The organism is Stenotrophomonas sp. 220_Sma (assembly GCF_056487375.1).
In genome coordinates, this window is record NZ_CM151348.1 from 3366081 (window position 1) to 3391093 (window position 25013).

Below are 25013 nucleotides of genomic sequence, written 5' to 3' on the forward strand. Positions count from 1 at the left end.
CCGCAGCACGCCGTTCCCATGCAGCCACGCAACAACGACATCCTCACCCCCAGCCAGCTCAACACCCTGGCCCGCGACCTGCTGGAAGGCAGCTTCCCGGCGATCTGGGTCGAGGCCGAACTGGGCAGCGTGGCGCGCCCTGCCTCCGGGCACCTGTATTTCACCCTGAAGGACGCACGTGCGCAGCTGCGCGCAGCAATGTTCCGGATGAAGGCGCAGTACCTGAAGTTCGTGCCGCGCGAAGGCATGCGCGTGCTGGTGCGCGGCAAGGTGACCCTGTACGACGCTCGTGGCGAGTACCAGATGGTGCTGGACCACATGGAAGAAGCCGGCGAAGGCGCGCTGCGCCGCGCCTTCGAGGAGCTGAAGGCACGCCTGGAGGCCGAGGGCCTGTTCGACCCGGCACGCAAGCGGCCGCTGCCGGCGCACGTGCAGCGCCTGGCAGTGATCACCTCGCCCACCGGTGCCGCCGTGCGCGACGTGCTGAGCGTGCTCGGCCGCCGCTTCCCGCTTCTGGAAGTGGACCTGCTGCCGACCCTGGTCCAGGGCAGCAGCGCCGCCGCGCAGATCACCCGCCTGCTGCAGGCGGCCGATGCCAGTGGCCGCTACGACGTGATCCTGCTGACCCGCGGTGGCGGCTCGCTGGAAGACCTGTGGGCCTTCAACGATGAAGCCCTGGCCCGAGCGATCGCCGCCAGCCGCACCCCGGTGGTGTCGGCGGTGGGACACGAAACCGACTTCAGCCTCAGCGATTTTGCCGCCGACCTGCGCGCACCGACGCCGTCGGTGGCGGCCGAGCTGCTGGTACCCGACCAGCGCGAACTGGCCCTGCGCCTGCGCCGCACGGCGGCGCGCATGGTGCAGCTGCAACGGCATGCAATGCAGCAGGCGATGCAGCGCGCCGATCGTGCCCTGCTGCGCCTGAACGCACAGAGCCCGCAGGCGCGGCTGGACCTGCTGCGCCGCCGCCAACTGGATCTGGGTCGGCGCCTGCATGCCGCCTTCAACCAGCAACAGGAACGCCGTGCCGCGCGCCTGCGCCATGCGGCGGCAGTGCTGCGCGGGCATCATCCGCAGCGCCAGCTCGACGCGATGCAGCGCCGCCTGGCTGCCCTGCGCGGGCGCCCACAGATTGCGATGCAGCGTCTTCTGGAACGCGATGCACTGCGCCTGCGCGGGCTGGCGCGTTCGCTGGAAGCCGTCAGCCCGCTGGCGACCGTGGCGCGTGGCTACAGCATCCTGACCCGCAGCGATGATGGTGCCCTGGTGCGGCACGTCGACCAGGTGCAGCCTGGTGACGCCCTGCAGGCCCGTGTTGGCGACGGCGTGATCGAGGTGCAGGTCAAGTAAAGGGTTGTTCGGCAGGGCTGCGCCCTGCACCTGCCGAAGCAACAGCAACAGCCGAAGCAACAGCCAAAGCTGGTATTCCGTGGGATGGCGGGGCGGTGTGGCTGTGCAGGACACGCCGTAAACCCATCCATGGGGGCTCGATGGCGCCATCCATGGCGCCAACGGTCCTGCACAACCACACCGCCCCGCCTCTGACAGATTCCGGAGGCTGTTGGTAGTTGTCGACCTTGGTCGACACGGTAGATCCACGCATGCGTGGATGAATCTCCATCGGAATCGAATATTTCGAATTGAGATCGAAGAGCATCCACGCATGGCGTGGATCTACTGCAGGTCGCGAGAATCTGTCGAAGGCGGGGTGGGTCCGGTTGCGGGAGTGTCCGCGGCATGGATGCCGCGGCCAAGCCCCCATGGACGGGTTTACGGCGTCTCCCGCAACCGGACCCACCCCGCCATCCCACGGAATGCACGCTGTTGCTGTTGCTCTGGCTTGTAGCAGGTGCAGGGCGCAGCCCTGCCGAACAACCCTCTACTCTGCCTGCTCGCAGAACTTCTGCCGGTACTCGAGCGCCTTCGGCATCAACGCCTGCAGGTTCTGGATGCGGGTACCCGGGTTGGGATGGGTCGAGGAGAATTCCGGCGGTGACTGGCCACCGCTGGCCTGGCCCATGCGCTGCCACAGCGGCACCGCCTCGCGTGGATCGAAGCACGCCGCTGCGGCCAGCATCAGCCCCACTTCATCGGCCTGCGTCTCGTGGCTGCGCGCATACGGCAGCAGATACCCATAACCCATCGCCGACATCATCATCTGTTGCTGCTGCGCATCCATGCCGCTGGCGGCGCCGGCCACCTGCCCGATCTGGGTCAGCTTCTGCTGGGCCATCCGCTGTGCACCGTGGCGCAGCAGCGCATGGGCAATCTCATGGCCCATCACCACCGCCATCGCATCGCGGGTGCGCGCCACCGGCACCAGCCCGGTGTAGACCGCCATCTTGCCGCCCGGGAGGCAGAACGCGTTGGCCTGCTCGGACGGGATCACATTCACTTCCCACTGGAAATCCCGCGCGAAATGCGCCGGCTGCACGCCGTGCTCCTGGGCCAGCGCGGTCTCCACCACATCGACCTTGGCAATCAGCCGCTGGGCGATGTCGCGCACATCGCGCGCGATCGGCGCATTGGGATCCATCGGCCGTTCCTGCGACAGGATCTGCTGGTAGGCCTGCAGCCCCAAAGCGGTCTCCTGCCGCGCATCCAGGCTGCTGTCGATCATCACCTTCTCGCCGGTATACGGATCCACCGTGCGGTTGGAAAACCAGTAGAAGACCGCATAGCCGGCGGCCAGCAACAGCACCCACCAGCGGATGTTGCCGAACAGGCCGCGCCGTTGCGGGCCTTGCGGCGAGCGGGAGAAGGGATCATTGCGCATCGGGTCGGCTTCCAGCAGGCCCCGCCGGCCGGCGGGCACGGCGCAATCTTAGTGCGCCGATGCCAGCAACGGGTGAAGCCGGCCGCCGATCAGATGCCGCGCACCAGGCGGAAGCCGATGCGCGCGTTGGTGGTATCCGAGTCCTGGGATTGCCGCCAGGCGGCACGGGTCTGCTCCGGCGCATTGGCCCAGTTGCCGCCCCGGATCACCCGTGCGCGGCAGCCCGGGTTGAACCAGGCGGCGCCATCGGAGGGCGCGCGCCGGTAGCTGGCATGCCAGCAATCGGCCACCCATTCGCTGAGATTGCCGCCCATGTCGTGCAGGCCGAAGGCATTGGCCTGGAAACTCCCTACCGGTGCCGGCCCCCACCAGCCATCGCCATAGCCGATGAAGGCGTTGTGCCAATGCCGCCCTGACGGCGACACGTCCTTGCTGCCGGTGAAATTGCCGCTGCCCGGCGGCGGCGTGCCGGCATCGCCCCAGGGGTAGCGACCACTGCTGCCACCGCGCAGCGCGTACTCGAACTCTGCTTCACTGGGCAACCGGTAGCTGCGCCCGGTCTGCTCGGACAACCACGCCGCATAGTTTTCGGCATCGCGGATGCTGACGTGCATCACCGGCGAATTGGCCATCGCGCGGCCACCGTCGTAATCCGAGCGCCAGTCCACGCCGCTGCGGCGGATGAAGTTGCCGCTGCGTTCGTCATAGACCACCGAATGGCCGCGCCGCGTCGCCCGTGGGCGCGCATTGGTCGCCTTCACGTAGCGCTGGAAATCGCTGACCGTGACCTCGGTGATCGCCATCGCAAAGCCTCGATCAAAGCGCACATAGTGCGATGGTCGCTCGGCATCGCTCGAGCCCGGCTCGGCATCGCCGGCGCCCATCTGGAAACCGCCATGCGGCACCACCACCATCTGCGGCCCGCGTCCGCCATCGCGCATGGCGTCGCTGAACACCTGTCCAGGGCGGAAGCTGCCGTAGTGGGTGGCCAGGTCGATACGCTCACGCAGCTGGGCCACCACCGCGTCTCCCGGCAGGGCGATGCGCAGGGCCTCGGCCAGTTTCTCGCGCGCCGGCTTCAGGCCCTGCGGCGTGGACAGGTCGCGCAGGCCGTCATCGCGCAGCTGCAGCAATGCCGCCGCACGGATCTGCTCGATGCGCTCGAACGCGTCGGCGATGGTGGGCGACGAGTCGCGCACCTTGCTCGCTTCGGCCAGCCAGGTGCCGGCGCTGGCGAAATCACGCGTGCGTGCCGCGTCTTCGGCGCGGCGGATCAGTCCACTTTCGGCCGCGGCCAGTCCCTGCCGTGCGCGGCTGTTGTCCTCATCCAGTGCCAGTGCCTCACGGAAGTTGCCGATGGCCCCGTCCCCGTCCTCGCCGATCCGGTCCGAGCGCAGGTCCTCTTCGCCGGCGCGGTTATAGGCCACCACACGCTGGGCAAGCTCCACCCGTCCCTGCAGCGCACGCACCTTTTCGTCCTTTGGCGCCAGCGTCAGCAACACCAGCGCCTGGCGGCTGGCCTCGGCCAGCGCCTCGCGCTGCTTCAGCGGCCGCACCAGCAACGCATCCGCCTGCTGCTGCAGGCGCTGGCGGGCGCGCTGCAGGCCTTGGCGGGCCTGGCGGTCATCCGGATCCTCTTCCTGTACCGCCAGCCACAGCGGGATGGCGGCATCGGCATCCTCATAGAGCCGTCCTTCGGCGAACGCCTGCTCGGCGGCGCGGCGCAACTGGGCCAGGCTGCGGCCCTGGCGGTCCACCCGCGGCGGCGTCCACTGCTGTACATCCTCGGCGGCATCCTCACCGGCGATGGTCACGCTGCCCTGCCCGGCCTGCGGGCGCTCGTCGCTGTCTGCGTCCGCGGACGGGCGCGCCTGTTCCCCGGCACTCCGGTCCGTTGCCGTGGGGGGCGACGGCGTGCAGCCGGCCAGGGCCAAGGCCAGGACGGTGCACAGCACGGGCGACAACGAAAAACGCAAGCAGAGCCTCCTTCGGCACGGACGCGCACCGACGTTAGGCTATTCTCCCCTGCCTGAGCAAACCCGAGTAGTAGGCCCTGACCCGTGGCAACCTGGATCACCACCCCCGCCGAGCTGGATGCGTACTTCCAGCAGCGCCCGACCCGCATCGGCCTGGACACCGAATTCATCCGTGAACGCACCTTCTGGCCGCAGCTGGCCCTGGTGCAGATGGCGATCGGGCAGGACATCCTGCTGATCGACCCGCTGATTCCCGGCATGACCGAGGCGCTGGCGCCGTGGCTGGGCGATGAATCCATCACCAAGGTGATGCACAGCGCCAGCGAAGACCTGGTCGCCTTCAAGTGGGCGTGCGGCGTGCTGCCGCGACCACTGTTCGACACCCAGATCGGTGCTGCGCTGGCCGGCATCGGCGGCGGCATGGGCTACCAGAAGCTGGTGGCGGAAATCACCGGCGTCGCCCTGGCCAAGGGCGAAACCCGTTCGGACTGGATGCGCCGCCCGCTTTCGGAGTCGCAGCTGCAGTATGCCGCCGACGACGTCGAGCACCTGTTCGCGCTGCATGACGCCATTGATGCCAAGCTGCAGGCACTCGGCCGCCAGCAGTGGCTGCACGACGATGGCGAGCGCCTGCTGGCCAGCGTCGCCAATGACGAAGACCGCTGGCCGCATCTGGCGATGCGCTCGGCGCAGTTCCTCGACGCGGCCGCTCAGCACCGCCTGCTGCGCCTGCTGCGCTGGCGTGATGTACAGGCACGCAACAGCGACCGCCCGCGAAGCTGGATCCTGGACAACGAACTGGCCGCCACCCTGGCGCGCACGCCACCGGCCGACGAGGCTGCGCTGGGCAAGCTGTTCGAGCAGTTCCCGAAGGCACCGCGCAAGCTGGCCGGCGCGGTCTGGCAGGCGCTGTCCACACCGCTGGCCGATGAGGCCGGGGCACCGCTGGCGCTACCCGCCAACGACAGCAACAAGCAGGCGGTGAAGAAGCTTCAAGACGCGGTGGCCGAGCGCAGCCGCGAGCTTGGCCTGCCGGATGGCGTGCTGGCCTCCCGCAAGCATCTGGAAAGCTATCTGGAACGCCGCCAATGGCCGGCAGCACTGGCCGGCTGGCGCCAGCAGGAACTGGAATCGCGGTTGCAGGCGCTGTTGCCCGCACACTGAGATCAACCGGCGCCGGGCAACCCGGCGCCGGCGCCGGCGCCGGCGCCGCAAACATGAGCATCTGCCATGCTTGCCGACGCGGGCGCGGGCCTGTCCAATAGCGTCCCCGCTATTGTTGGATTGCATCAGATGACAAATGGACTTGTAAAAGACGGCCTTTCCATGGACGACCTGGCTTGGCGCGCGCAGGCGCGCACCGCGCTGCAGGAACACGACCATGCAGCACTTGAGGCGCTGCTTGCCCCACACGAACAGGCCTGGCTGAACGGCACCCGGCCGCTGCCCGGCATCCGCTGGCGCCTGCGCAACGTGCAGGACACGGCGCTGCCCCTGGATGAGCGCCTGCAGCAGGCGCAACGATGGGTTGCCGCCGCTCCCAACAGCTATTACGCACACCTGCGCCTGGGTGCATGCTGGGAGTCGGCCGCTGGCGCCCTGCGCAGCGCCGATGTGGCCGCACTGGTGGAAGACAGCCAGTGGCTGGCCGCACAGCAGGCACGCGACCACGCCGTGCATGCCTACCTGCAGGCGATCGCGCTGTCGCAGCGCCCGGCGTTGGCGCTGGATGGCATCAAGCGCATCACCAGCTACCTGCGCGAGCCAAACTGGCTGCGCGCACTGCAGGCGGGGCAATCGCCCGAATCCGATGAAGCCGCCTTGGCCGAGCACTATCCGCAAGCCTGGCCGCAGGCATTGCAGCTGCTTTCGCGCTTCGGTGCCCCGTTGCAGACGCTGCCGGATACGCTGCCCACGTTGCTGCGCGATCGCAGCGAGGACGATTTCGATGCGCCTCTCGCGTACTGGATGCGCCTGGTGCTGGAGCAGCGGCCGGACGACCTGGGCACGCTGGAAGACACCCTCTACTACCTGTACCCGCGCTGGGGCGGCAGTCACGAAGCGATGGAGGATTTCATCGAGGGCGGCTGGTGTCGTGGCCTGGAGCTGGCACAACGCAATGCGTTGCGCTGGTGCAAGGAACAGGACTGGATGGGAGACCTGCCGCGCCGCGGGGATGCCGAAGCGGTAGCCGTGCATGAGCGCGCGTATGCACAGATCCTTGACTGGCACCTGGAGGGCTACGTGCGTGCTGAAGTCCTGACCCAGCGTGCTGCACTCCGCTTTCATCTCGGGCGCATCGAGGAGATCGAAGACCAGGTGCAATGGGATGCCGGATGCATGCAGGCCGTGCTTGAGGACCTGCAGCAGGCCTGGGTGCTGGATCGAGACATGGTCCTGCACGGAGGTTTCAGCAGCCTGGAAGCCTGCACCTGGTTCGCCCATGTTGACGGCGCCGAAGCGCTGTTCGCGCAGGTGGTGGACTACGCCGCGCGCGAAGGTGATTCCGCGCTCGGCCTGCTCTGGGCCGCAACCGCCATCGAGCATGGGCTGCTCGGCCAGGCAGCCGATCCGGCACGTGCGCACCCCCTGCTGCAGCGCGCCCTGAAACTGGCGGCGCAGCAGAAGACGTCCACGGTCACCTTCGCTTCCAATCTGTTCTGCGATGTCTCGCAGGCCGCAGGCCTGTCGCTGTTGCAGCGCATGGCCGACGACGGCGACGCCGGTGCGATGGCCGCGCTGTGCGACCTGTACAAAGGCCGGTTGGGCGGCCGCGACCAGCCGGACTTCGTCGATGCCCAGAAAGCCCTGTACTGGCAGGAGCGTGCCGTCGAAGGCGGCGACCTGATCGCCACCTACAACCTGGCCGTGCGCCTCGTCGCTGCAGGCGGCGCGGATAATGAAGCGCGTGCGCGCGAGCTGTACCTGCGCTGCCTGCGCGAAGCCGACGCCGGTGAGCGCGTGTGGGGCCCGACCTGCCGCAACCTGGCCTGCCTGGCATTCGATGGCCAGAGCGACGCGCACAAGCGCGAAGCGGTCGAACGCGCCTTGATTCCGCTTTGGTGGCGCGGTGAGGACGACGACAAACTGTGGGCGGCCGGCTACCTGGCCGACGTCTACCACTTCGGCAACGGCGTCCCGGCCAATGCGTTCCTGGCGCTGACCTGGCTGCAGCGCGCCAGCGAGATCGATCCGGAGTATGTGGACGTGGTGCGCATGGCGCCGCTGATCAACGGCGAGGGCCGCTGGTTCGGTGCCAGCCGCGCACGCAAGCAGCAGGAACAGGACCGCCAGCAGGTGGACAGCGCCACCTGGGCCCTGACCTTCGGCCAGCGCAGCCAAGACAGCGACCTCACTGCGGTCTGACGCAAAGAAAAGGGCGGCCCGGATCACCGGGCCGCCCTCTTGATTCAGGCAGTGCGATGGCAGGCTGGCCCGCCATCGCGACAGCGCATTACCAGTTCATGTTCAGCGAGACACCGACGGTACGCGGCTCGTTGTAGACCGCGGCCATGTAGTTCTCGATCACACCCTTGAGGTTCTTCTCGTTGGTGATGTTGCGCGCGAACAGCGCCACTTCGTAGGCACCGTAGTTGCCCGAGTAGCCGATCTTCAGGCCACCCTCGAAGTCACCCTTGGAGTTGAACTCCTTGCTGTCGTACAGCACGAAGCTGGTGTAACCCTGCTTGTTCCAGTCGGTGGAGACGAACATGGTGCCGGCGTCGCTCACCGGGAAGTCGTAGCGGGCCGCCAGGTTGACGTTGTACTTCGGCGCGTTCGGCAGCGGGTTGCCGTCGATCTGCGCGAAGGTGTTGGCACCGACCTTGATGGTCGGGTCATTCACGGTGCACACCACCACGCCGTTCAGGCCGCAGACCTGCGCGTAGACGCGCTTGTCCTTGATTTCGCTGTGCAGCAGGCTCAGGCCGGCACTCAGGGTCAGGTTCGGGATCGGACGCAGCTCCATGTCCGCTTCGAAACCGTAGGCCTTGGCCTTGTCGGCGTTGAACAGCACGCCGTTGCCGTCCGAATCGTTGCCGTTGAGCTGGATGTCGTTGACGGTGTAGGTGAACGCGGTGGCGTTCAGGCGCAGGCGGTTGTCCCACAGGCTGCTCTTCACGCCCGCTTCCCAGGACAGGATGGTCTCGGAATCGGCGGTGGTGAAGTCGGCATTGAACACCGCCGAACGGCCCTGGATGGTCGGGCCGCGGAAGCCGCGTGCGACCTTGGCGTAGACGCTCACGTCCGGCGTGATCTGATACATCGCGCTCAGATCCCAGCTCGGGGTGGTGTCGGACATCTTGACGTCGGTGCGGCCCTTGTAGGTGACCACGCCAGCAGCGGTGTCCGCGGTCTTCAGCAGGCGGGTGTGCTTCTCGTCCTTGGTCTGGCGCAGGCCAGCAGTGACGGTGAACTTGTCAGTGAAGGCGTAGCTGATCTGGCCGAAACCGGCCCACGATGTGTTCTTGTTGCGCAGGCGCACCCAGTTGTTCGGGTTGCGGGCCGTGCCCTGCAGGAACCATGCACGCTGGTAGAAGTCGGTGGTGTCGCTGCCGTTGAAGTAGAACGCACCGGCCTGCCACTGCAGGGCGCTGTCGTCATGGCTGGCCAGGCGGAATTCCTGGGTCCACTGGTCCAGGTCACGGATGCGGCCCATCGACTGGCCGTAGCCGTTCGGCACGCCGTTGACCGGGAAGTTCACCGCGGCACCGCCGTCGGTGTCGCCACGGCTGTAACCGGAGGTGGTTTCGTAGGCGGTGATCGAAGTGAAGTCGATCGCGCCGAAGTCATAACGCGCCTTCACCGAACCGCCATAGGTCTTGTACGCCTGCGGGTTGTTGCCGGCTTCGTCGTAGGCGACCTTGTCGCGCGGCACGTCGGTCTTGTTCGAGCCCTTGGTCAGCGCACCGCGCAGGAACAGGGTTGAGGTGCCTTCGTAATCACGGGCGTGGGCCGAGGCCAGGATCGAGAACTGGTCGCTCGGGGTCAGCAGCAGCTGGGCGCGCACGTTGCGGTCATCGAAGCCGCCCATGGCGTTCTTCTTCGGGCTGACCGTGCCGTCGGCGCTCGGGCCCTTGTAGGTGTTGTCGACGTAATCGTCGCGGTGCTGGTACAGGGCCGACACACGGAACGAGGCGATGTCGTTGATCGGGCCACCGAAGCCGCCGTCGATCGACACGCTGTTGTAGGACGCGTAGCTGGCGCTGACGCGGCCGGTGTAGTCCTGGGTCGGCTTCAGGGTGTCGAACTTGATGATGCCGGCGGTGGTGTTGCGGCCGAACAGCGAGCCCTGCGGGCCGCGCAGCACTTCCACCTGGTCCACGTCATAGACCGGGTTGGACTTCAGCACCACGTGTTCCAGCACCACGTCGTCCTGGATGATCGACACCGGCTGCGAGGCACCGAGGTAGAAGTCGATGTTGCCCAGGCCACGGATGTAGAAGCGCGGGAAGATGCGGCCAGTGGTGGTTTCCGCATACAGGCTCGGCACGCGGCCGGACAGCGCCAGCAGGGTGTCGTCGCCGCCGGCGGTGAAGTCGCGCATGCGCTCGCCCTGCACCACGCCGACCGAGACCGGCACTTCCTGCAGGTTCTGCTCACGGTGTTCGGCGGTCACGGTGATCGTGTCCAGGCCGGTCGGGGTCGGCGCGCTGTCCTGTGCGGCGGCGCCGAAGCTGCCGACCAGGGCCAGGCCGGCACAGGCCAGGGCCAGCGGATGGCGGCGGAAGGAAACAAAGGAAGACGACATACCCGACAGGCGGCGGGAATCGGAATGGGAGGGCATGAAATGCTCTGAGGAGGCGTCCGTGCGGCCTGCGCGAGCCGGGCGGCAAAAAGGAGGATAACTGCGCAAGCCGCCATTATCCCCCAAATTGTTACGATTTCGTTGCGCAGCACCCAAACCCGGCGAAACAAGCGGTTTCGGCACAGTCACCGGGCATTCCGCACGCCCTGAAGGCTTGACTCAGGGCAGCGGGGTCAACGCCACATCGACCATCGCCAGCAGCCGCTCGCGGCTGATGCCGTCACGGGCCTGCACCGAAATGCCGTGCAGCACCGTGGCGAAGTGATCGCCCAGTGCGTGCACCGCCACATCGCCGGCCAGCTGCCCTTCGGCCTGCGCCTGCTGCAGCCGCGCAATGATCGCCGCCGTACGCTGGCGACGATGGCTGGCCAGCCAGTCCCGTACGCCCTCGCCATCGGGCGACACGCTGCTGGCCGAGGACACCACCAGGCAACCGTGTGGCCGCCCGCGCCGGGTGTAGGTCAACACGGCGTCACGCAGCATGGACCCGATCGCCTCGCGCAGCGTGGCCTGCTCCAGCGCGCGCGGCGCGAAGCCGCCCTCGCCTTCCTCGTACAGCGCAACGGCTTCGCGGAACAACTGCTCCTTGCTGCCGAACGCGGCATAGATGCGTGCAGAGGCGATGCCCAGTGCTTCCACCAGTGCCGACATCGACGTGCCTTCATAGCCGTGCTGCCAGAACAGCAGCATCGCCTTGCGCAACGCCTGGTCCCTGTCGAATTCGCGCGGTCGCCCTGCCATCTGCCTGCCTGCTCCAGTGAGGCGCGCAGTGTAACGCGGGTGTTGACCACCGCGAGGGTCGCGCCTATTCTTTGTTGATCGCCAAACAATTGGAGCAAAACATGCAGACCCTCAAGGGCCCCAGCCTGCACCTGGCGCAGTTCGCCGGCGACCAGGCCCCGTTCAACAGCCTCGCCGGCATTGCCGCGTGGGCCGCCGGCCACGGCTTCAAGGCGCTGCAGATTCCCGCGTGGGATGCACGCCTGTTCGACCTGGCCACGGCTGCCGACAGCCAGGACTACTGCGACGACCTCCGCGGCACCCTGGCCGAGCACGGCCTGCAGGTCAGCGAACTGACCACCCACATCCTCGGCCAGCTGGTGGCCGTGCATCCGGCCTACGACGAGCTCTGCGATGGCTTCGCCCCCGACGCACTGCGCGGCAACCCGAAGGCCCGCAGCGAATGGGCGCAGCAGCAGCTGCACCTGGCCGCCCGTGCCTCGCGACGGCTGGGCCTGCAGGACATGGGCACCTTCTCCGGCTCGTTCGCCTGGCCGTATCTGTTCCCGTTCCCGCAGCGCCCGCCGGGCCTGATCGACGCGGCGTTCGACGAACTGGCACGACGCTGGCGGCCGATCCTCGATGCCTGCGAGGACAACGGCATCAACCTCTGCTACGAGATCCATCCCAGCGAAGACCTGCATGACGGAACCAGCTTCGAGCGCTTCTTCGAACGCGTCGACCAGCACCCGCGCTGCCGCATCCTGTTCGATCCCAGCCACTTCGTGCTGCAGCAGCTGGACTACCTGGAGTACCTGGACATCTACCACCCGCTGATCCGCATGTTCCACGTCAAGGATGCGGAGTTCCGCCCCAGCGGCCGCCAGGGCATCTATGGCGGGTATGCCGACTGGACCGAGCGCGCCGGCCGCTTCCGCTCGCTGGGCGACGGCCAGGTCGACTTCAAGTCGATCTTCTCCAAGCTGGCCCAGTACGACTACCAGGGCTGGGCAACGCTGGAATGGGAGTGCTGCCTGAAGGACCAGGAAGCCGGCGCGCGCGAAGGTGCGGCGTTCATCCGCGACCACATCATTCCGGTCACCGACAAGATCTTCGACGACTTCGCCGGTGCACCGATCAGCACCACACAGATGCAGCAGATGCTCGGCATCGCCTGAGCCCCAACGGAGCAACCCCCATGAACACCCTTTCTTCCGCTGGCACTGCCGGCGACGATGCCCTGCGCCATCACTACCTGCGTATCGACGGCCAGCGCGTGCATTGTGTTTCCGCCGGCCATGGCGAGCCGGTGCTGCTGATTCCCGGTTGGCCGCAGACCTGGTATGCCTGGCGCCACGTGCTGCATGCGCTGGCCGAAGCCGGTTTCGAAGCGATTGCCGTGGATCCGCCGGGCATCGGCGAATCCGAACGCCCCGCCCACGGCTACGACACCGGCAGTGCCGCCGCCGTCCTGCACCAGACGATGCGGGCGCTGGGCCACGACCGTTACCAGGTGGTCGGACATGACATCGGCATGTGGATCGCCTATGCGCTGGCCAGCGATCAGCCGCAGGCCGTGCGCCAGCTGGCGGTCACCGAAGCGGTGATTCCCGGCCTGGCGCCGGAACCGGGCATCTTCGCCGCACCGGCTGACAACATCTTCCTCTGGCACTTCATGTTCAACCAGGTGGCCGACCTGCCGGAAGCACTGATTACGGGGCGCGAGCGCGCCTACCTGGAATTCATGTTCGACCGCTGGTCGTACCGCCGTGATGCGGTGGCCGCCGATACCTACATTGCCGCCTACAGTCGGCCCGGTGCACTGCGCGCCGGCTTTGCCTGGTACCGCGCGATTCCGGAAACGATCCGCCAGAACAAGCAGCGTGCGCAGCACCGTTTGCCGATGCCGGTGCTGGCGATCGGCGCCGAACACGCCACTGGCGATGCCCCGATGCTGACCCTGCAACCGCATGCCGATGATGTCCGCGGCAGCATCGTGCCGGGCTGCGGCCACTTCATCATGGAAGAAGCGCCACAGGCATTCCTTGCACAACTGCTGCCGTTCCTGCAGGAGGCACGCCATGCAGCTTGAACCGGCGCTGCAGCAGTTTGTCGACGCCGTCGCCGCGCATCCGCTGCCGGAGGACCTGCGCGAACTGCGGGCGATCAGCGAGAACGTGCTGCCACAGTTGCAGGGAGCACCACAGGCCGTCGCACACGTGACCGAGCACACGGTAATCGCGCGCGACGGGCATGCGTTGGAGCTGCGTTTCTACACGCCGGAAGGGCTGCCCGATGGACCGGTACCGGCTCTGCTGTTCGCCCACGGTGGCGGCTGGTTCCAATGCTCGCTGGCGGTCTATGACGGCCCCTGCCGTGCGCTGGCCAATGCCAGTGGCTGCGTGATCGCCGCAGTGGGCTACCGGCTGGCGCCGGAGCACCCGTTCCCGGTTCCACTGCATGACGTCGCCGACGCCTGGCAGTGGTTGCAGGACAACGCCGAGCGCCTCGGCCTGGACCCACGGCGGCTGGCAATCGGTGGCGACAGCGCCGGCGGCAACCTCGCCGCCGCCGGCTGCCTGCTGCTGCGCGAACAGGGCCTGCCGCAACCGTGCCACCAACTGCTGCTGTACCCGGCGCTGGATGCCGGCATGGGCAGCGGTTCCTACCGCGACTACGCCACAGGCTATTACCTCAGCGCCGAACTGATGCAGCGCTGCTGGCAGGCCTATCTGGGTGATCTGGCCCAACCGTCGGCGCTGGCCTCGCCCGCCCACGCAACCGACCTGCAGGGGCTGGCGCCAGCCTCCGTGCTCAGCTGCGAGCACGATCCGCTGCGCGACGAGGCCGAGCAGTACGCGCACCGCCTGCAGGCTGCGGGTGTCGACTGCATGCTGGAGCGGCTGCCGGGGATGATCCATGCCTGCATCCACCTGCAGGGCGTGGCCGCTTCCACCGGCATGGCGATACAGCGCGCGGGCGATCTGCTGCGCCAGGCGCTGGCCTGAACCGGCTGGGGGACGGCGGCAGATCCACGCCTGCCGCCGTCCCGGTCCGACGCTTGGCAAGCCCGGCAGGCGGCGCTACACTGAAAGCCTGCCGTGGGGCCATAGCTCAGCTGGGAGAGCGCGTCGTTCGCAATGACGAGGTCAGGAGTTCGATCCTCCTTGGCTCCACCATTAAATTTTCTTTATTTATCAAGAGGTTGGACAGGAGGCTGTCCAATCTTTTTTTATTGTTCCACGCCAGTCAATCCAAGCAAAAACAGATCTTTCCAAGGATGGTTTTTCCCAACTGTTTCCCAGGGCCGTGACAGGCATCCTCCCTGTGCTGCGCGAAATGTTCCCCGGAAAGGCGATGCTGACCGTCGAGGACGCGGCATGCGTGCTCAACCGTACGGGTGCGGGCGGCTATGAGCAGACCCGAGATCAGCTTTCCAGAGGACTCATCGTCCCTGGACTGAGGAAGTTCGGCGGAAGCTGGTTGGTGCCCATCATCACCTTGGCGGCCGCCCTCGATGGTCTGGTGGAGACCGACGGTACTGGCAGATCGACACCGAAGACCTTGCCCGCAACACATACGGTCGTCTCTGCAGAGCCGCTGGTACCTCGCCGAGTCGGTCGGATGATCGGCATGCCCGCCTCAGCCTCGCGCAGGAAGCCGATGATCTGCTCTTCGGAAAAACGTTTCTTCACGTCCAATCTCCTTGTCATTGAGGATTGGACTCCAACCCGTCTCGCTACTCAATCTCGGGGGGACGTCGGTTTGCGGGCAGCAATGAAGGTCCCGCGGCCGACTACCCTGTGGCGGGGCTATCGCGGCGCTGCGTTCCCAGAGGACTTGGGCAGGACCGAATCGAACAGGCGGCGGGCGAGCTGAGCGCCGACGGGCGTCAATCCGTCTGCGTCAGCAAAGGCCGTCAACTGCGAAACTTCCTCACCAATCTCTGGCAGCCTGCGCTGTGCGTAAGCGCAGGCAGGCCCACGAAGGGAAAGCCACTCGTGGATCACTGCAAACACATACAACCCATGCAGGACACCACCTACGGGGCGGTGACCCCCACGCCACGGCGAGAAGAAGGTCAGTTCACTGTCATGGATCATTGGAAGGACCCGTTCGATCAGTGACAACTGCAGGTGCATGGCTTCGTGGATGAACCCCTCGGCCAAGCGCAGCGCCGCGAACCGTTCGTCGACAGCCGGAACGGACACGAAGACGCTGAAAGGAAGCGCGGGATCGCTGTGACTGGTGTCCATCCCCTCCCCCGCAGAACGAAGCAAGTGCGTCGCCTTCGCCAAATCGGTGACGGAGGCAAGCAACGAAGCCGGGATTGCATCCGTGCTCAGCGCGTCATGAAAGATCGCCTTGGGACTTTCGGCCACCTCATGGGCGGAAAGAAAACTTAAGCCTTGCCCTTGATAGGGCGCCTCTACGGCAGGAGCCAGCACCTCAAGGCAAGTCAACTTGCCCTCCCCTGCTTCCAGCGTCTGGACCCATCGAGGGTTGCAGTCCGGCCCGCCGACGTAATGAGAGGTCCGGTAATCAAAGGAGGCGGCCTGAGATGCCTCGCCCCACGCTTGGATCAGCACCTTTGACAGACCGGGGAACCAACTCGGCTTTGAAAAGGAGAGCGCTGAGGCGACCAGGGCGACAAATACGTTAGGCATTTCTGGCATAGAAGGAGAACACCAACGTGTATCGATCGCCCGACACGATGGGCGTCACTGCATGGTGCGAGGTTGGACCAATGGCGAACGCAAAGCCGGTGTCGTGCTGGGGACGAAACGCTTTAGCCAAGTCCGCGGCGTCGCCCGAGGAAAACAGCATCAAAATGCCCCCGTTCTCATCGACCCACCCACGATTGAGCTGAACCAGGACCCGATGGGTCTCTTGACCGGGAATGTAGTCGTTGTGGATACGGATGCGCTGCCCGCGCACCAACTTGTGGGCGGTCACGTCACACTGTTCGCCCAGTTGAGTGCCGAACACGGCTTCCACCTTGGAACGGACCGCCTCGACGATGGGTCGCCCCAGCAATGCATCGATCGCCGGCGGTAGTTCGCAGTCGAGCAGGCTGAACTCATACTGCTCGTAGAAACTTGCCACCTTCAGGTGCCATGGGGCAGACGTCTCAAGCCAGGACAGCACGACTTCGCTCTCTGCCCTCCCCAGGGCGCAGGGGACCGAACAATGATCGAAGGGATGGCGATCAAGTGCGCTCGCACTTTCCAAGAACCCTTTCACGCGATGAGCCCCTCACCCCTTAGCCTGTTTCGAATAGATCCGATGATGTGCAACTGATCCGAGCAGTAGACGGACGGATTGTTAAGACCGTCGTCCTGGCTCCAGCGATGAAGCGGCATGCCCCCGCCACACACCGACAACTCGGTGCACGAACGGCACTTTGATGCAGTAGGGCGCTGGATCTTGTGGTAGCGAGCGAACTCATCGCTCTGGACCACCTCGGAAAAGCCATGGGTATGAACAGACCACGCTTGCTCAAAACGATCAGCCCCGGGTTCTGTGCTCTTGAGCGTATCGTTCTTCGTGATGCTGCCGTCGGTGTCCACGATCAAGATGCCGTAATCCATTTCGCCCAGGCCTTCCTTGACGCCCCTGCCCCCCAGCACAAGCTTGATCAGATCGTCCAGAAAGCGAATCTTGGGCGGGGCTGGATCTGCTAGGTAGCAATCCAGAATGCCCTCTAGCCACTGCCCATACTCGATCGACTGCGCGGCAACCTTTCCATACGGAAGAACCGAGTGGTTCCCGTCCCTATACAAAAAGTCGATTGAGGGCGCACCGAGCGACGTCAAGTGGGCATAGACCGCAGCAGGCGAGGAGCCGGGATCAATGACCGCCAGCACTCCTGAGAAGAGACGCTCGGAAGAGGGGTGAGCCTTGAGAAGCGAAATCCCTGCACGGGTCTGACCATGCGTTCCCTGGCCCTTCTTGCCAACCCTGAAGCGATCGTGGACGTCCTCGGGACCATCGATGCTGATGGACAGGGACACATCCGATTCATCGCAAACGTCGAGGATCTCCTTGGTCAACAGGACCCCGTTGGACTGGATGGCGATCGGATAGTCTCGGGAGAGCACGCTCCTTAATGCCGCCAATAGCTTCTTCAGCCGGCGCGGGCCCAGCATCATCGGCTCACCACCATGCAGCACGATGGCGAACTTGCGAGACTGGGTCTGCGCCAGTTCTGAAAGCCGTCGGCAAAGCGCGTCGACGGTCGCGTCACTCAGGAGGGCGGGCATTCCACGCCAACCTTCGTCCCCCATGTTGTAGACATAGCAGTAGGTGCAATCAATGTTGCACCTACTGGCTACTTTCAACAGAACTGTGTCGACTTGGGCAGTCGACGTGCTCACCTGTTATGCCGGTTGTGCACGCGATCGTAGCCGCCCATGGCCATGTCGTCGTTGCGAACTTCTTCGGCTAAGCGGGCAAGCGCCACGCTGGAGACAGCCGCCAAGTTCATCTCCACCTCGGCGCCGGTGTTGCGAGCGTCGATACTGCCTTCGTTAAGCGGGTAATCCATGTCCAACCTCCTTTGTGCAGGAGAAGAGATGGTATTGGATTCAAAACGGGTTGTAAATCACATTTTTTGGATTTCGATCAATCACTTACGAAGCAATTGCATGCACGGCCCGGGACCAAAGAAATCAAGAAAATAGATATAAATCAACTGGTTACATTTTTTCTATTTTAGATCATCGGTTTCGCCGCATCGACTTGCGTCCCACGGCAGCAGAAAATGGGGGGGGACCCTGACATTTTCCGCGCAAGCGACTGCTGCACGGGCTTCGCAACGCGAAACGCTGCACCCACGACTCAGGACCTCAGCTCAGCCGCCCAAGTCCGTGAGAACGATTCGGCGCTCTCCTTGGAGGCCTCACAAATGTTCCTGGGACAGCCGCCGCGACTCAACGGCGGCTACTGGACTGCATCGACGCGATGACCGCTTGGCACGTCATACATGATGTCGGTGATCTCGCTGATCAGGCGCTGGTCTAGAAGCAGCCTCATGATCACCACAGCGGTCTCTTCGGATGGAACAATGAGCCCATTGGCGTCGAACGCCACGCCCCATTGGCGTTTTTCACACACTTGGCGGAGAGTGGCAAGATACTTCGGGTTTTCATATAGCCTGCGCTCCTGGATGACCGCCATCCGGCGCAGATGGGTGCCATTGCTGCCCACGTGTGCTACCAGGGGAGCCAGCGTGGTGAACAGCGCTACGAACTCTGCTTCGCCCTGAAGCTGAGCAAAGGCGTTCACGAAGCCAGCCCGATACTTCAACATCGACTCAAACGCACGCTTGTTGCTCACGAGCAATGCGCCATCCAAGGCGAACAGGTCAAAGCCTGGCTCCAGCGTAAAATCCACATCCTCCACCGCGCTGAGCGCTCCATTGTGGAACGACATGTTAATGATGCTCTTCTTCTGATACGAGGTCTTCCACGTCGCCGGGGAACGCCGCAGCGCATACAGCACCCGATCTCCATGGCAGAACTTCACGACGTAACCAACCGCGTTCTTGAGCTGCTCACGCCCTTTCACGGGGTGCTCAAGCTCGGGCCTGTCGACCAGCGCCTGAAGGGCAGCGAAGTCGGTCTCTGCTGCAGCAACGGAAAGGCAGCCATCGTCTGTGGGCTGGGCCAAATGACCGTAGGGAATCCACTCGGTCATCTTTGTCCTTTGCGCCTTGGCGAACCCCCGCAGTGTGCCCTCCAGTGCCTCGTCCACGCGGACGTAGCTCGCTGAGAACCGATTTGCGGTTGTGCTGGCTTTGAAAACCCACACGTGGACCCCTGCGCCGTCGAGGTCGAACTCTTGCAGCGCCTTCAGTGCTTGATCGGTCACGGATCCCCCATTAGGTAAACGTCCTGTATTTCTTCGGCCATTTGAATGCTGGGCACGAGCGAGCCCCTTTTCAAGACCCTAACCATGCGAATCACGCCGGTTTGCCCTAGAGCGACTTTGACCTCGTAGAGCTTCCAGCCCAATACGATCAGCAAGGGATTCATCAAGATCTGGCCTGACCGGTAGGTAATCACGAACAGCCCGACCCAAAAGACCAAAAAGCCTCCCAACTTCTGGGGCTCTGCATAGCTCAAGCCCATGAAGGACACCACGTAGGGAAGCACGTAGTTGATGAGGTCATTGGGAATGGCCTTGGTCTCCAAAACGTGGACACGGTGCGTCAGGCGGACTGACCGCAGCACCCGCACCATCAGCAGGAGAGCGCTCAAGGTCACCGCAACGCTTCCCCAAGCCAGCCAGGGGTGGGCGAAGATCTGGAACTGGCAGTCCCATTGCCCTTTCCACCCGCAAACCGGTGCCCCCCAGTAAGCCGTCGAGATGTCCTGCACCATCAAGATCAACGCCAGCGGCAAGTAGGAGCCCAAGAAGATGAAAACCGCTGTCCAAAACCGGAACTGCATGCATTGGCCCCCTTCTGTTGTAGACCGGCATTATCGCTCCCAGGCATCGCACCGCCTGAGAATCGCTCCCGGGGCCGGCAATGGGAAACCAGCGCCAAACGGAGCCTTTCCCCTGGAAGCATAGAATCCTTGCCAGATCGGAAGCAAAAGCTGCGCGCCGACCGTCCTAACGACTCGGCGTGGCTCACCAAGCCCTCGGGCGCTGGCCGCCTCATAACCCTCGCATGCAGCCGTGATTCCCGCAGGCCCTTGGCGTTGAGGGTCTCGCGCGCCCATAGCGCGCCTACCGCCCCCACCTGTTCGGCCCAATTATTGGGAACTTTGACGCCTTGCACGATCGCCAAGAGATGCAAACGGCTTGACAGTGCAGCTCGACTGGCTTGCCCCGGACTTCCCTTCATCGCTGTTGCTAAAAGGAGTTGATCAATGACGGAACAGAAAAGGCTTCCACGGCTCCCCTGTTGTCTCGCGCGGATCTCCAATACGACTACTCATGGGAGGCATCGGAGGGCGACAATGCCCGCATCGTTGGTTTCCCGGACAACGTGCTGCTGAATCGACACGAAGCATACGAGATCCTTCCCTTTATCAATCGGTTTGCCGACAAACATGGGTGGAAAAAGAAGATCTCCGGCCAAAAAGCGGAGTGACTCATCAAGGAGCATCTTCCTTCCAATGTGCGCAGTCACGAGAACGTGCGCCAATGGCTGGAGAGCAACTGGAACGCCAACGATGGCGAATGGAACAAAAAAAGGAACGCGGCGATATCGCCAAGTGAGCTGAAGTGAGCCACCGATCCCCCTGACAACGCGTCAGCCCTCCTCGCCCCGGCCCGATGGACCGGGGCGAGTTCGTTCAAGGATGCCGCAATGGACCTGCCGAGGTCGCAGCCTTGGCTCAACGTTGTGCTTGGGATGTGGGATTGCAAGCAGTCACAGGCGCTGCCGCTGCATTTCTGGTCTACCCATCGGCCTAAGCCTTGAGCGCGAGAGCAGGCACGCGGTCGGACGGCCCTCTTCTCCCTTTTCTTATTCCGGTGGAGACATCAAAGGGCCTCAAATCAGCCTTTTTCGGATAGCGAAGTAAAAGGCTGCGCCTCGCTCCGTGCATTCAAATAGGAATCGATTTCATTTAAATGAATTCGTTTGTAGTATTGCCGCGCCAACGGGTCAGGATCGCCCTTCGCAAGCAACGCCCCCACCCAAACGGTGCGGAGGGGCTACGCCAGCTCTGCGGTCACTCAACCGAGATCAAACGGCTTACCTCCTCCCTATCTGCCACCTTTGCATGGATGATTGACTGTGCCCCCCCCCCCCCAATCGAGCGCATCGAAGTGTTGCCTGCGTCGGCCTCGGCCATCGATGGCGGAGGAGCCCAGGCCGGGGTTGATCAACGTGATCCTCCGCCGGGATTACGTGGGCACCGAAGTCAACCTGCGCTATGAAACCACGGATGACGGCGAGGCACCGGTGCGCACCGGGAACCTCACCGCGGGCTTCGCCTTGGAAGGCGGGCGGACCCAAGTACTTCTCTCGGCGCAGTACCAAATGACCAGTGAGCTGAGGGCCAAGGATCGAGACTTCCTGCAGCGGGGCCGTGCTCGCCAGTTGGCCAACACCCCAGATTCCCTGTTGATTCCCTCCGGCGTCACCGGGAATCCTCCTGCTGGCATGTTGGTCAACGTGCGCAGCGCCAATGGCACCGCCCTGCCCAACTTGCGTGTGTCGTTGGACTACTTCCGCATCAAGAAGAACAACAACATCACTAGGGGACATCAACTACGTCCAAGGCGAAACAATGGACAGCAACTCCATGAACGAGTCGCTCTCTGTCGCCCACGACGACCAGGCACTGTTTCTTACCAGCATGGGCATGTCTGGGTTCGGAACAACGCGCGAGCAGAAGCTGACGTAGGAGGGCGCCGCCGAGCTTCTGTGGGAACAGCTGATCGGTCCTTTGCAGCTCAACAGCGCCCGCGGTTGGAGGCGTTGAGATGATTTCCACGAGCGATTTCCAAGTATCCGTGGCGGGCGACTGCGCGCCCCTCTCTCTGATCCTGCCTCGCGAAACGGGTGAGCTGGCCATGCTGATGGGCTGGTCAATGGAGGGAAAACCGGCCGCCTTCATTCTGACCGGTCCTCACCGCTTCACCTGTCACCTTTCAGAGGGCGCCGATTGCTGGACCGGGCTCGTGTTCTCTTCGATACGGATTGAGATGGATGAGACCAGCACCTTTAGTCCGCAATCCAGCCAAACGCCTTTGTGCAGCCTCGTCCGCCAAGGCACTTCTTTGGTCGCTCGAGCAACGGCGCCCGACATCAGAGGCTCGAACACGGTCGTTCTTGAGAAGGGTCTCCCTTCTGCTGGCGAGCTATCCGTCGGCTTCCGCCGTTGGCAGGTCGTCCTGGGGCATGGGGCTGAAAAGCGCGTGCTGTTCAATGTGGGGGAGCCATCCGATACCGTCCCCCCCATGCCCGTGGGGCACTAGGCCCCGACGTTTTCTGCAAGGCACTCTGGCTCCCGAAGCCAGCCAGAGGAGTTCCTTCGACCTACAGAATCCCAGCCGCCTTGGCATCGGCGGTTTGCTGCGACAGCATATCAACCGCAGCGCGCATGGCCTCCTCCAAGGATCTGCGGCGAGCCATCGCGGCTTGTCGCATCTGCAAAATGACCAATCGGCCAGCCACCAGATCAGACTCGATTTGGGCCCGCCGTCCTTGAATGGTGCGGTCCAGATCCGCGACCTGCCGGGGGTCGATCGCCGAGTTTGGGTCAAAGAGGAATCGTGCTTCTGCATCTTGCCGCCACTTCATCAAGCGGTCGGTCAACGCCGGGCCGAACCCCGGCACGTTGAGGACTGCCTGGCGACTGACGTCCGCTGCCGTCTCAATACCGAAAGACTCCAGCATGGCCTTCTTGGTTGCGCCGATTCCAGGAATGGACGCGCGCTCGATCTCGAACTTGTCCAAGAACTGTTTCAGCGCGCTCTGGTGGCGGTTGTTGAAGAGCGCGCGGTAGCGCCTTTCTCGTTCTGCGGGCAGACCGACATGCTCGTCCCGCAGGGGACGAAGGAGGTTATGCTTGGCCTGTAGCTGCGTGTCGGCTTGCTCTTGGGTCCAACGCGCCGCAAGTCCGTCGTAATGGGCCTTGGCCTTCTTGTAGCTGGCGGCCAAGGGCGCCGAGTCCGACCGGCCACGGCTGTTCACCCACGCCCCCAGTGCCCATCCCATGCAAGCCCAGAGGGGCGCGAACACGGCCGAGAGTGCAATGCCCAGCACGGCAATTGCCAAGCCCACCATCCACCCGGCGGTTTGCCAGAACGTCCGACGCCGGCCCCACGCTTGCATCTGGGGAGCGGCCTGCACGGCCTGCAACTGAGGGATGGCCTGCATTGGGGGCAGCACCGCCGTTGTAATGTCCCGCCAGACAGCGTCCAGGTTGAACGGACCAGAGGCGAGCTTGGAGATGACCACTGCGCCGCCACCAAAGAGCGCAATACCGGCGCGCTCAATCGGACACCAAGGACACTCGGGGAGTCCATTAAAATGGAAATGGGAAGGCCTTGAAGCACACCTCTTGAAGTTCTGCTCCAGCTTGCTCAGCGCTTGAACCCAGTCTTCAGCCTTCGGACGCCCGCCTGGCTTGGCCCCGTCAGGGCCGAACGCCTTTTCCCAAAGATCTGCAACCCAGGGCGACGCCGTGGCAGGCAAGGCACTCAACGGCGGCGGGCTCATTCGGGTCCGCGCAGTGTCTTTGCCGTAGGCGTAACGGAACTCCGGGATCGCCTTTTCGATGGGCATGTCTCCCGGACCACTGTAACGGCCGGCGAACGGGTGACGACCGTTCATGAGCATCTGAAAAATCAGGACGGCCAACCCGAAGTTGTCGTGATTGGCCGTTCGCGTCACTTGCTTAAATGCCTTCCCGTGGAGCTCGGGCGGCGTGAAATCCTGGACCCCAACCTCGCACAAGAAAGTGCGCCCTTGGTGCGTGATCTGAAAGCTGTCGGTGTCGATCAGCTTCACCGTCGCATCGGGCGACACCCGCACGCCGCCGTGGTTGACGTCCCCGACCAAGTGGCCGGCTCGATGCAGAACAGAAAACGCCTTGGCCGTGTTCAGCGCAACGCGGACCACCAGCCGCCAGTCGGCTTGCGGGAACTCGGCCAAACGGCTCTTGGGACTGTAGAGCTTGTGGATGTCCTTCGATGCACGAAGGTTGGCCATGACAAAGCCGCAGACCTTGCCATCGGAGTGCCGCAGCACGTCGGTGGGCCAGGCCGTGAGTTGGTCCAGCGCAGGGGTCCGGAGGGCGGCCATGGCCAACAGCTTGTCCGCCCTCTCACTGCTGATCGCTGCCAAGTAGATCTTGGCGGCCGAGTCGGGTTTGCCTTCAACCTCGAAGACTGTTCCCTCTCCGCCCTTGCCCAGCTGCTTTCCCAAGCGGACCGGTCCGGATTTGCCAACCAGAGCAGACGAGGCCATTTAAGCCTCCTCAGGTGACGCCGATGCCTCGGGCACCTTCGCCAGCCGGCTGGCAAGCAGGAGCGTCTTATCGTCGTCCGTCCGCTCGCAGATCATCGGGGAACCAAGGTATGCCTCGAGCTTGGACGACAACTCCTCGCTGTAGCCCAAGTTATCCAGTGCTCGCACCGGCACGAATATTTTGTCAAAGAAGGGGGAATGGACGCTCTGGGTGGCTTGGTGAAGCACCAGTGCTTCAATGCCATCGGTGAACACCGCGACCTCATCGACGGGACCGGCACTACACGAAAACTCGGCATTCAATACAGCCACCGGATCCGTGACAAAGACCGTGGTGTTGATGTACTCGCCGTGTTGCGGCCAGAACACGTAAGCCCAGTCGTCACCGCGGGGCCGGATGACGATGGCACCGTCGCCTACTTGGAAGAAGCAGGCGTGGGTTGGGGACACGATGGCCGCCACCAACGTACACGCATACTCCCTGACCTCCAGTCCCTCAGCAGCGGCCCTGTGCGCGATCCGGGCCGCGACGCCGGCAAGCCAGTTCAGCACGACGTCCCGGGTGACCTGCTCAACGCTTTGGCCGTCGTCAAAATGATTGCGCACGCAGTCCCGAATCTCCGCCGTCGCCAGCTTCGCTCCCGTTGCCGATTGCGAGGCGCTTCCGGCGCCATCGGACGCCACCAGGAGCACGGTGCCGTGCACTTGGAAGAACTCCTGCTCGTAGGCGTCCTGGCAATCCGTCCCAAACTTGATGTGGGAAGTGCCAATGGAAGACGCTGCCACCACGCGCCAATC

Annotated in this window: 22 protein-coding genes and 1 tRNA gene; 10 read left to right on the top strand and 13 right to left on the bottom strand. The window is 64.2% G+C overall.

Features of this window, described 5'->3' with window-relative positions; all coding sequences use genetic code 11:
* The first annotated feature begins 18 nt into the window (after nucleotides 1-18).
* On the top strand, nucleotides 19-1350 hold the full coding sequence (gene xseA / locus ACZLIB_RS15825; RefSeq protein WP_049463075.1) for an exodeoxyribonuclease VII large subunit: 1332 nt from the start codon (nucleotides 19-21) through the stop codon (nucleotides 1348-1350).
* Nucleotides 1351-1879: 529 nt separating this feature from the next.
* Here xseA and ACZLIB_RS15830 read toward each other — a convergent pair.
* Together ACZLIB_RS15830 and ACZLIB_RS15835 are read right to left on the bottom strand one after the other, a co-directional pair.
* Nucleotides 1880-2776, bottom strand: a complete 897-nt coding sequence (locus ACZLIB_RS15830) for a M48 family metallopeptidase (protein ID WP_478468092.1) — start codon at nucleotides 2774-2776, stop codon at nucleotides 1880-1882.
* Nucleotides 2777-2865: 89 nt separating this feature from the next.
* Nucleotides 2866-4752: a formylglycine-generating enzyme family protein gene (locus ACZLIB_RS15835; protein ID WP_032130291.1), complete on the bottom strand. Its 1887-nt coding sequence runs from the start codon at nucleotides 4750-4752 to the stop codon at nucleotides 2866-2868.
* Nucleotides 4753-4836: 84 nt separating this feature from the next.
* Here ACZLIB_RS15835 and rnd point away from each other — a divergent pair, with 84 nt between their 5' ends.
* Together rnd and ACZLIB_RS15845 are read left to right on the top strand one after the other, a co-directional pair.
* Complete coding sequence (gene rnd, locus ACZLIB_RS15840) at nucleotides 4837-5916, top strand: ribonuclease D (RefSeq protein WP_478468094.1); 1080 nt, start codon at nucleotides 4837-4839, stop codon at nucleotides 5914-5916.
* 162 nt (nucleotides 5917-6078) lie between these two features.
* Nucleotides 6079-8118 carry a DUF4034 domain-containing protein gene (locus ACZLIB_RS15845; protein WP_478468095.1) on the top strand — a complete coding sequence of 680 codons (2040 nt, stop codon included), beginning with the start codon at nucleotides 6079-6081 and terminating at the stop codon, nucleotides 8116-8118.
* A gap of 88 nt (nucleotides 8119-8206) precedes the next feature.
* Here ACZLIB_RS15845 and ACZLIB_RS15850 read toward each other — a convergent pair whose 3' ends face one another.
* Together ACZLIB_RS15850 and ACZLIB_RS15855 are read right to left on the bottom strand one after the other, a co-directional pair.
* Entirely contained in the window at nucleotides 8207-10537 is a 2331-nt protein-coding gene (locus ACZLIB_RS15850) for a TonB-dependent receptor (RefSeq protein ID WP_478468097.1), read from the bottom strand.
* A gap of 180 nt (nucleotides 10538-10717) precedes the next feature.
* Nucleotides 10718-11299, bottom strand: coding sequence for a TetR/AcrR family transcriptional regulator (locus ACZLIB_RS15855; RefSeq protein ID WP_478468098.1), 582 nt, complete (start codon nucleotides 11297-11299; stop codon nucleotides 10718-10720).
* A 101-nt stretch (nucleotides 11300-11400) separates the two neighbouring features.
* On the opposite strand from ACZLIB_RS15855, the gene ACZLIB_RS15860 reads away from it, so the two are divergent.
* The 4 genes from ACZLIB_RS15860 to ACZLIB_RS15875 all read left to right on the top strand — a co-directional run bounded on the left by ACZLIB_RS15860 (nucleotide 11401) and on the right by ACZLIB_RS15875 (nucleotide 14457).
* Complete coding sequence (locus ACZLIB_RS15860; protein ID WP_478468100.1) at nucleotides 11401-12456, top strand: sugar phosphate isomerase/epimerase family protein; 1056 nt, start codon at nucleotides 11401-11403, stop codon at nucleotides 12454-12456.
* A gap of 20 nt (nucleotides 12457-12476) precedes the next feature.
* Nucleotides 12477-13370, top strand: a complete 894-nt coding sequence (locus ACZLIB_RS15865; RefSeq protein ID WP_478468102.1) for an alpha/beta fold hydrolase — start codon at nucleotides 12477-12479, stop codon at nucleotides 13368-13370.
* Nucleotides 13360-14286 (top strand): alpha/beta hydrolase, encoded by a 927-nt coding sequence (locus ACZLIB_RS15870; protein WP_478468103.1) that lies wholly within the window; start codon nucleotides 13360-13362, stop codon nucleotides 14284-14286. The genes ACZLIB_RS15865 and ACZLIB_RS15870 overlap by 11 nt, the downstream gene beginning before the upstream one ends.
* A gap of 95 nt (nucleotides 14287-14381) precedes the next feature.
* Nucleotides 14382-14457 (top strand) — tRNA-Ala (locus ACZLIB_RS15875).
* A 249-nt stretch (nucleotides 14458-14706) separates the two neighbouring features.
* Here ACZLIB_RS15875 and ACZLIB_RS15880 read toward each other — a convergent pair.
* The 7 genes from ACZLIB_RS15880 to ACZLIB_RS15910 all read right to left on the bottom strand — a co-directional run bounded on the left by ACZLIB_RS15880 (nucleotide 14707) and on the right by ACZLIB_RS15910 (nucleotide 19731).
* The gene (locus ACZLIB_RS15880) at nucleotides 14707-14973 is read right to left on the bottom strand and encodes a hypothetical protein (protein ID WP_478469966.1); all 267 of its coding nucleotides are present in this window, start codon (nucleotides 14971-14973) and stop codon (nucleotides 14707-14709) included.
* Between the two features lie 117 nt (nucleotides 14974-15090).
* Nucleotides 15091-15945, bottom strand: coding sequence for an aKG-HExxH-type peptide beta-hydroxylase (locus tag ACZLIB_RS15885; RefSeq protein WP_478468105.1), 855 nt, complete (start codon nucleotides 15943-15945; stop codon nucleotides 15091-15093).
* A complete protein-coding gene (yhhC, locus tag ACZLIB_RS15890) occupies nucleotides 15938-16522 on the bottom strand; it encodes a cyclophane-containing peptide 2OG-Fe(II) oxygenase YhhC (protein ID WP_478468106.1) in 585 nt (194 codons plus the stop codon). The genes ACZLIB_RS15885 and yhhC overlap by 8 nt, the downstream gene beginning before the upstream one ends.
* On the bottom strand, nucleotides 16519-17655 hold the full coding sequence (gene yhhB / locus ACZLIB_RS15895) for a cyclophane-forming radical SAM/SPASM peptide maturase YhhB (RefSeq protein WP_478468107.1): 1137 nt from the start codon (nucleotides 17653-17655) through the stop codon (nucleotides 16519-16521). Before yhhB ends, yhhC begins: the two co-directional genes overlap by 4 nt.
* Entirely contained in the window at nucleotides 17652-17825 is a 174-nt protein-coding gene (gene yhhA, locus ACZLIB_RS15900; protein WP_423173805.1) for a YhhA family cyclophane-containing RiPP, read from the bottom strand. The genes yhhB and yhhA overlap by 4 nt, the downstream gene beginning before the upstream one ends.
* 395 nt (nucleotides 17826-18220) lie before the next feature.
* Nucleotides 18221-19150, bottom strand: a complete 930-nt coding sequence (locus ACZLIB_RS15905) for a Kiwa anti-phage protein KwaB-like domain-containing protein (RefSeq protein ID WP_478453589.1) — start codon at nucleotides 19148-19150, stop codon at nucleotides 18221-18223.
* The gene (locus tag ACZLIB_RS15910) at nucleotides 19147-19731 is read right to left on the bottom strand and encodes a hypothetical protein (protein ID WP_423173803.1); all 585 of its coding nucleotides are present in this window, start codon (nucleotides 19729-19731) and stop codon (nucleotides 19147-19149) included. Before ACZLIB_RS15910 ends, ACZLIB_RS15905 begins: the two co-directional genes overlap by 4 nt.
* Nucleotides 19732-20150: 419 nt before the next feature.
* Between ACZLIB_RS15910 and ACZLIB_RS15915 the strand changes: the two genes are divergently transcribed.
* The 3 genes from ACZLIB_RS15915 (at nucleotide 20151) to ACZLIB_RS15925 (ending at nucleotide 22219) form a co-directional block, all read left to right on the top strand.
* Nucleotides 20151-20381, top strand: coding sequence for a hypothetical protein (locus tag ACZLIB_RS15915; protein ID WP_423173802.1), 231 nt, complete (start codon nucleotides 20151-20153; stop codon nucleotides 20379-20381).
* Nucleotides 20382-21116: 735 nt separating this feature from the next.
* Nucleotides 21117-21728 carry a hypothetical protein gene (locus ACZLIB_RS15920; protein ID WP_423173801.1) on the top strand — a complete coding sequence of 204 codons (612 nt, stop codon included), beginning with the start codon at nucleotides 21117-21119 and terminating at the stop codon, nucleotides 21726-21728.
* Nucleotides 21725-22219: a hypothetical protein gene (locus ACZLIB_RS15925; protein WP_478468109.1), complete on the top strand. Its 495-nt coding sequence runs from the start codon at nucleotides 21725-21727 to the stop codon at nucleotides 22217-22219. The genes ACZLIB_RS15920 and ACZLIB_RS15925 overlap by 4 nt, the downstream gene beginning before the upstream one ends.
* A gap of 61 nt (nucleotides 22220-22280) precedes the next feature.
* Here the strand turns inward: ACZLIB_RS15925 and ACZLIB_RS15930 are convergent, their stop codons facing one another.
* A complete protein-coding gene (locus ACZLIB_RS15930; RefSeq protein WP_423173799.1) occupies nucleotides 22281-24215 on the bottom strand; it encodes a helix-hairpin-helix domain-containing protein in 1935 nt (644 codons plus the stop codon).
* The gene (locus ACZLIB_RS15935; protein ID WP_478453594.1) at nucleotides 24216-25001 is read right to left on the bottom strand and encodes a PP2C family serine/threonine-protein phosphatase; all 786 of its coding nucleotides are present in this window, start codon (nucleotides 24999-25001) and stop codon (nucleotides 24216-24218) included. It abuts the gene before it with no gap.
* Nucleotides 25002-25013 lie beyond the last annotated feature (12 nt).

Bases quoted from the DNA above. Each gene is read 5' to 3' on its own strand.
- xseA (WP_049463075.1), top strand. From the start codon at position 19: ATGCAGCCACGCAACAACGACATCCTCACCCCCAGCCAGCTCAACACC.
- ACZLIB_RS15830 (WP_478468092.1), bottom strand. From the start codon at position 2,776: ATGCGCAATGATCCCTTCTCCCGCTCGCCGCAAGGCCCGCAACGGCGC.
- ACZLIB_RS15845 (WP_478468095.1), top strand. From the start codon at position 6,079: ATGGACGACCTGGCTTGGCGCGCGCAGGCGCGCACCGCGCTGCAGGAA.
- ACZLIB_RS15850 (WP_478468097.1), bottom strand. From the start codon at position 10,537: ATGCCCTCCCATTCCGATTCCCGCCGCCTGTCGGGTATGTCGTCTTCC.
- ACZLIB_RS15855 (WP_478468098.1), bottom strand. From the start codon at position 11,299: ATGGCAGGGCGACCGCGCGAATTCGACAGGGACCAGGCGTTGCGCAAG.
- ACZLIB_RS15860 (WP_478468100.1), top strand. From the start codon at position 11,401: ATGCAGACCCTCAAGGGCCCCAGCCTGCACCTGGCGCAGTTCGCCGGC.
- ACZLIB_RS15865 (WP_478468102.1), top strand. From the start codon at position 12,477: ATGAACACCCTTTCTTCCGCTGGCACTGCCGGCGACGATGCCCTGCGC.
- ACZLIB_RS15870 (WP_478468103.1), top strand. From the start codon at position 13,360: ATGCAGCTTGAACCGGCGCTGCAGCAGTTTGTCGACGCCGTCGCCGCG.
- ACZLIB_RS15885 (WP_478468105.1), bottom strand. From the start codon at position 15,945: ATGCCTAACGTATTTGTCGCCCTGGTCGCCTCAGCGCTCTCCTTTTCA.
- yhhA (WP_423173805.1), bottom strand. From the start codon at position 17,825: ATGGATTACCCGCTTAACGAAGGCAGTATCGACGCTCGCAACACCGGC.
- ACZLIB_RS15910 (WP_423173803.1), bottom strand. From the start codon at position 19,731: ATGCAGTTCCGGTTTTGGACAGCGGTTTTCATCTTCTTGGGCTCCTAC.
- ACZLIB_RS15925 (WP_478468109.1), top strand. From the start codon at position 21,725: ATGATTTCCACGAGCGATTTCCAAGTATCCGTGGCGGGCGACTGCGCG.
- ACZLIB_RS15930 (WP_423173799.1), bottom strand. From the start codon at position 24,215: ATGGCCTCGTCTGCTCTGGTTGGCAAATCCGGACCGGTCCGCTTGGGA.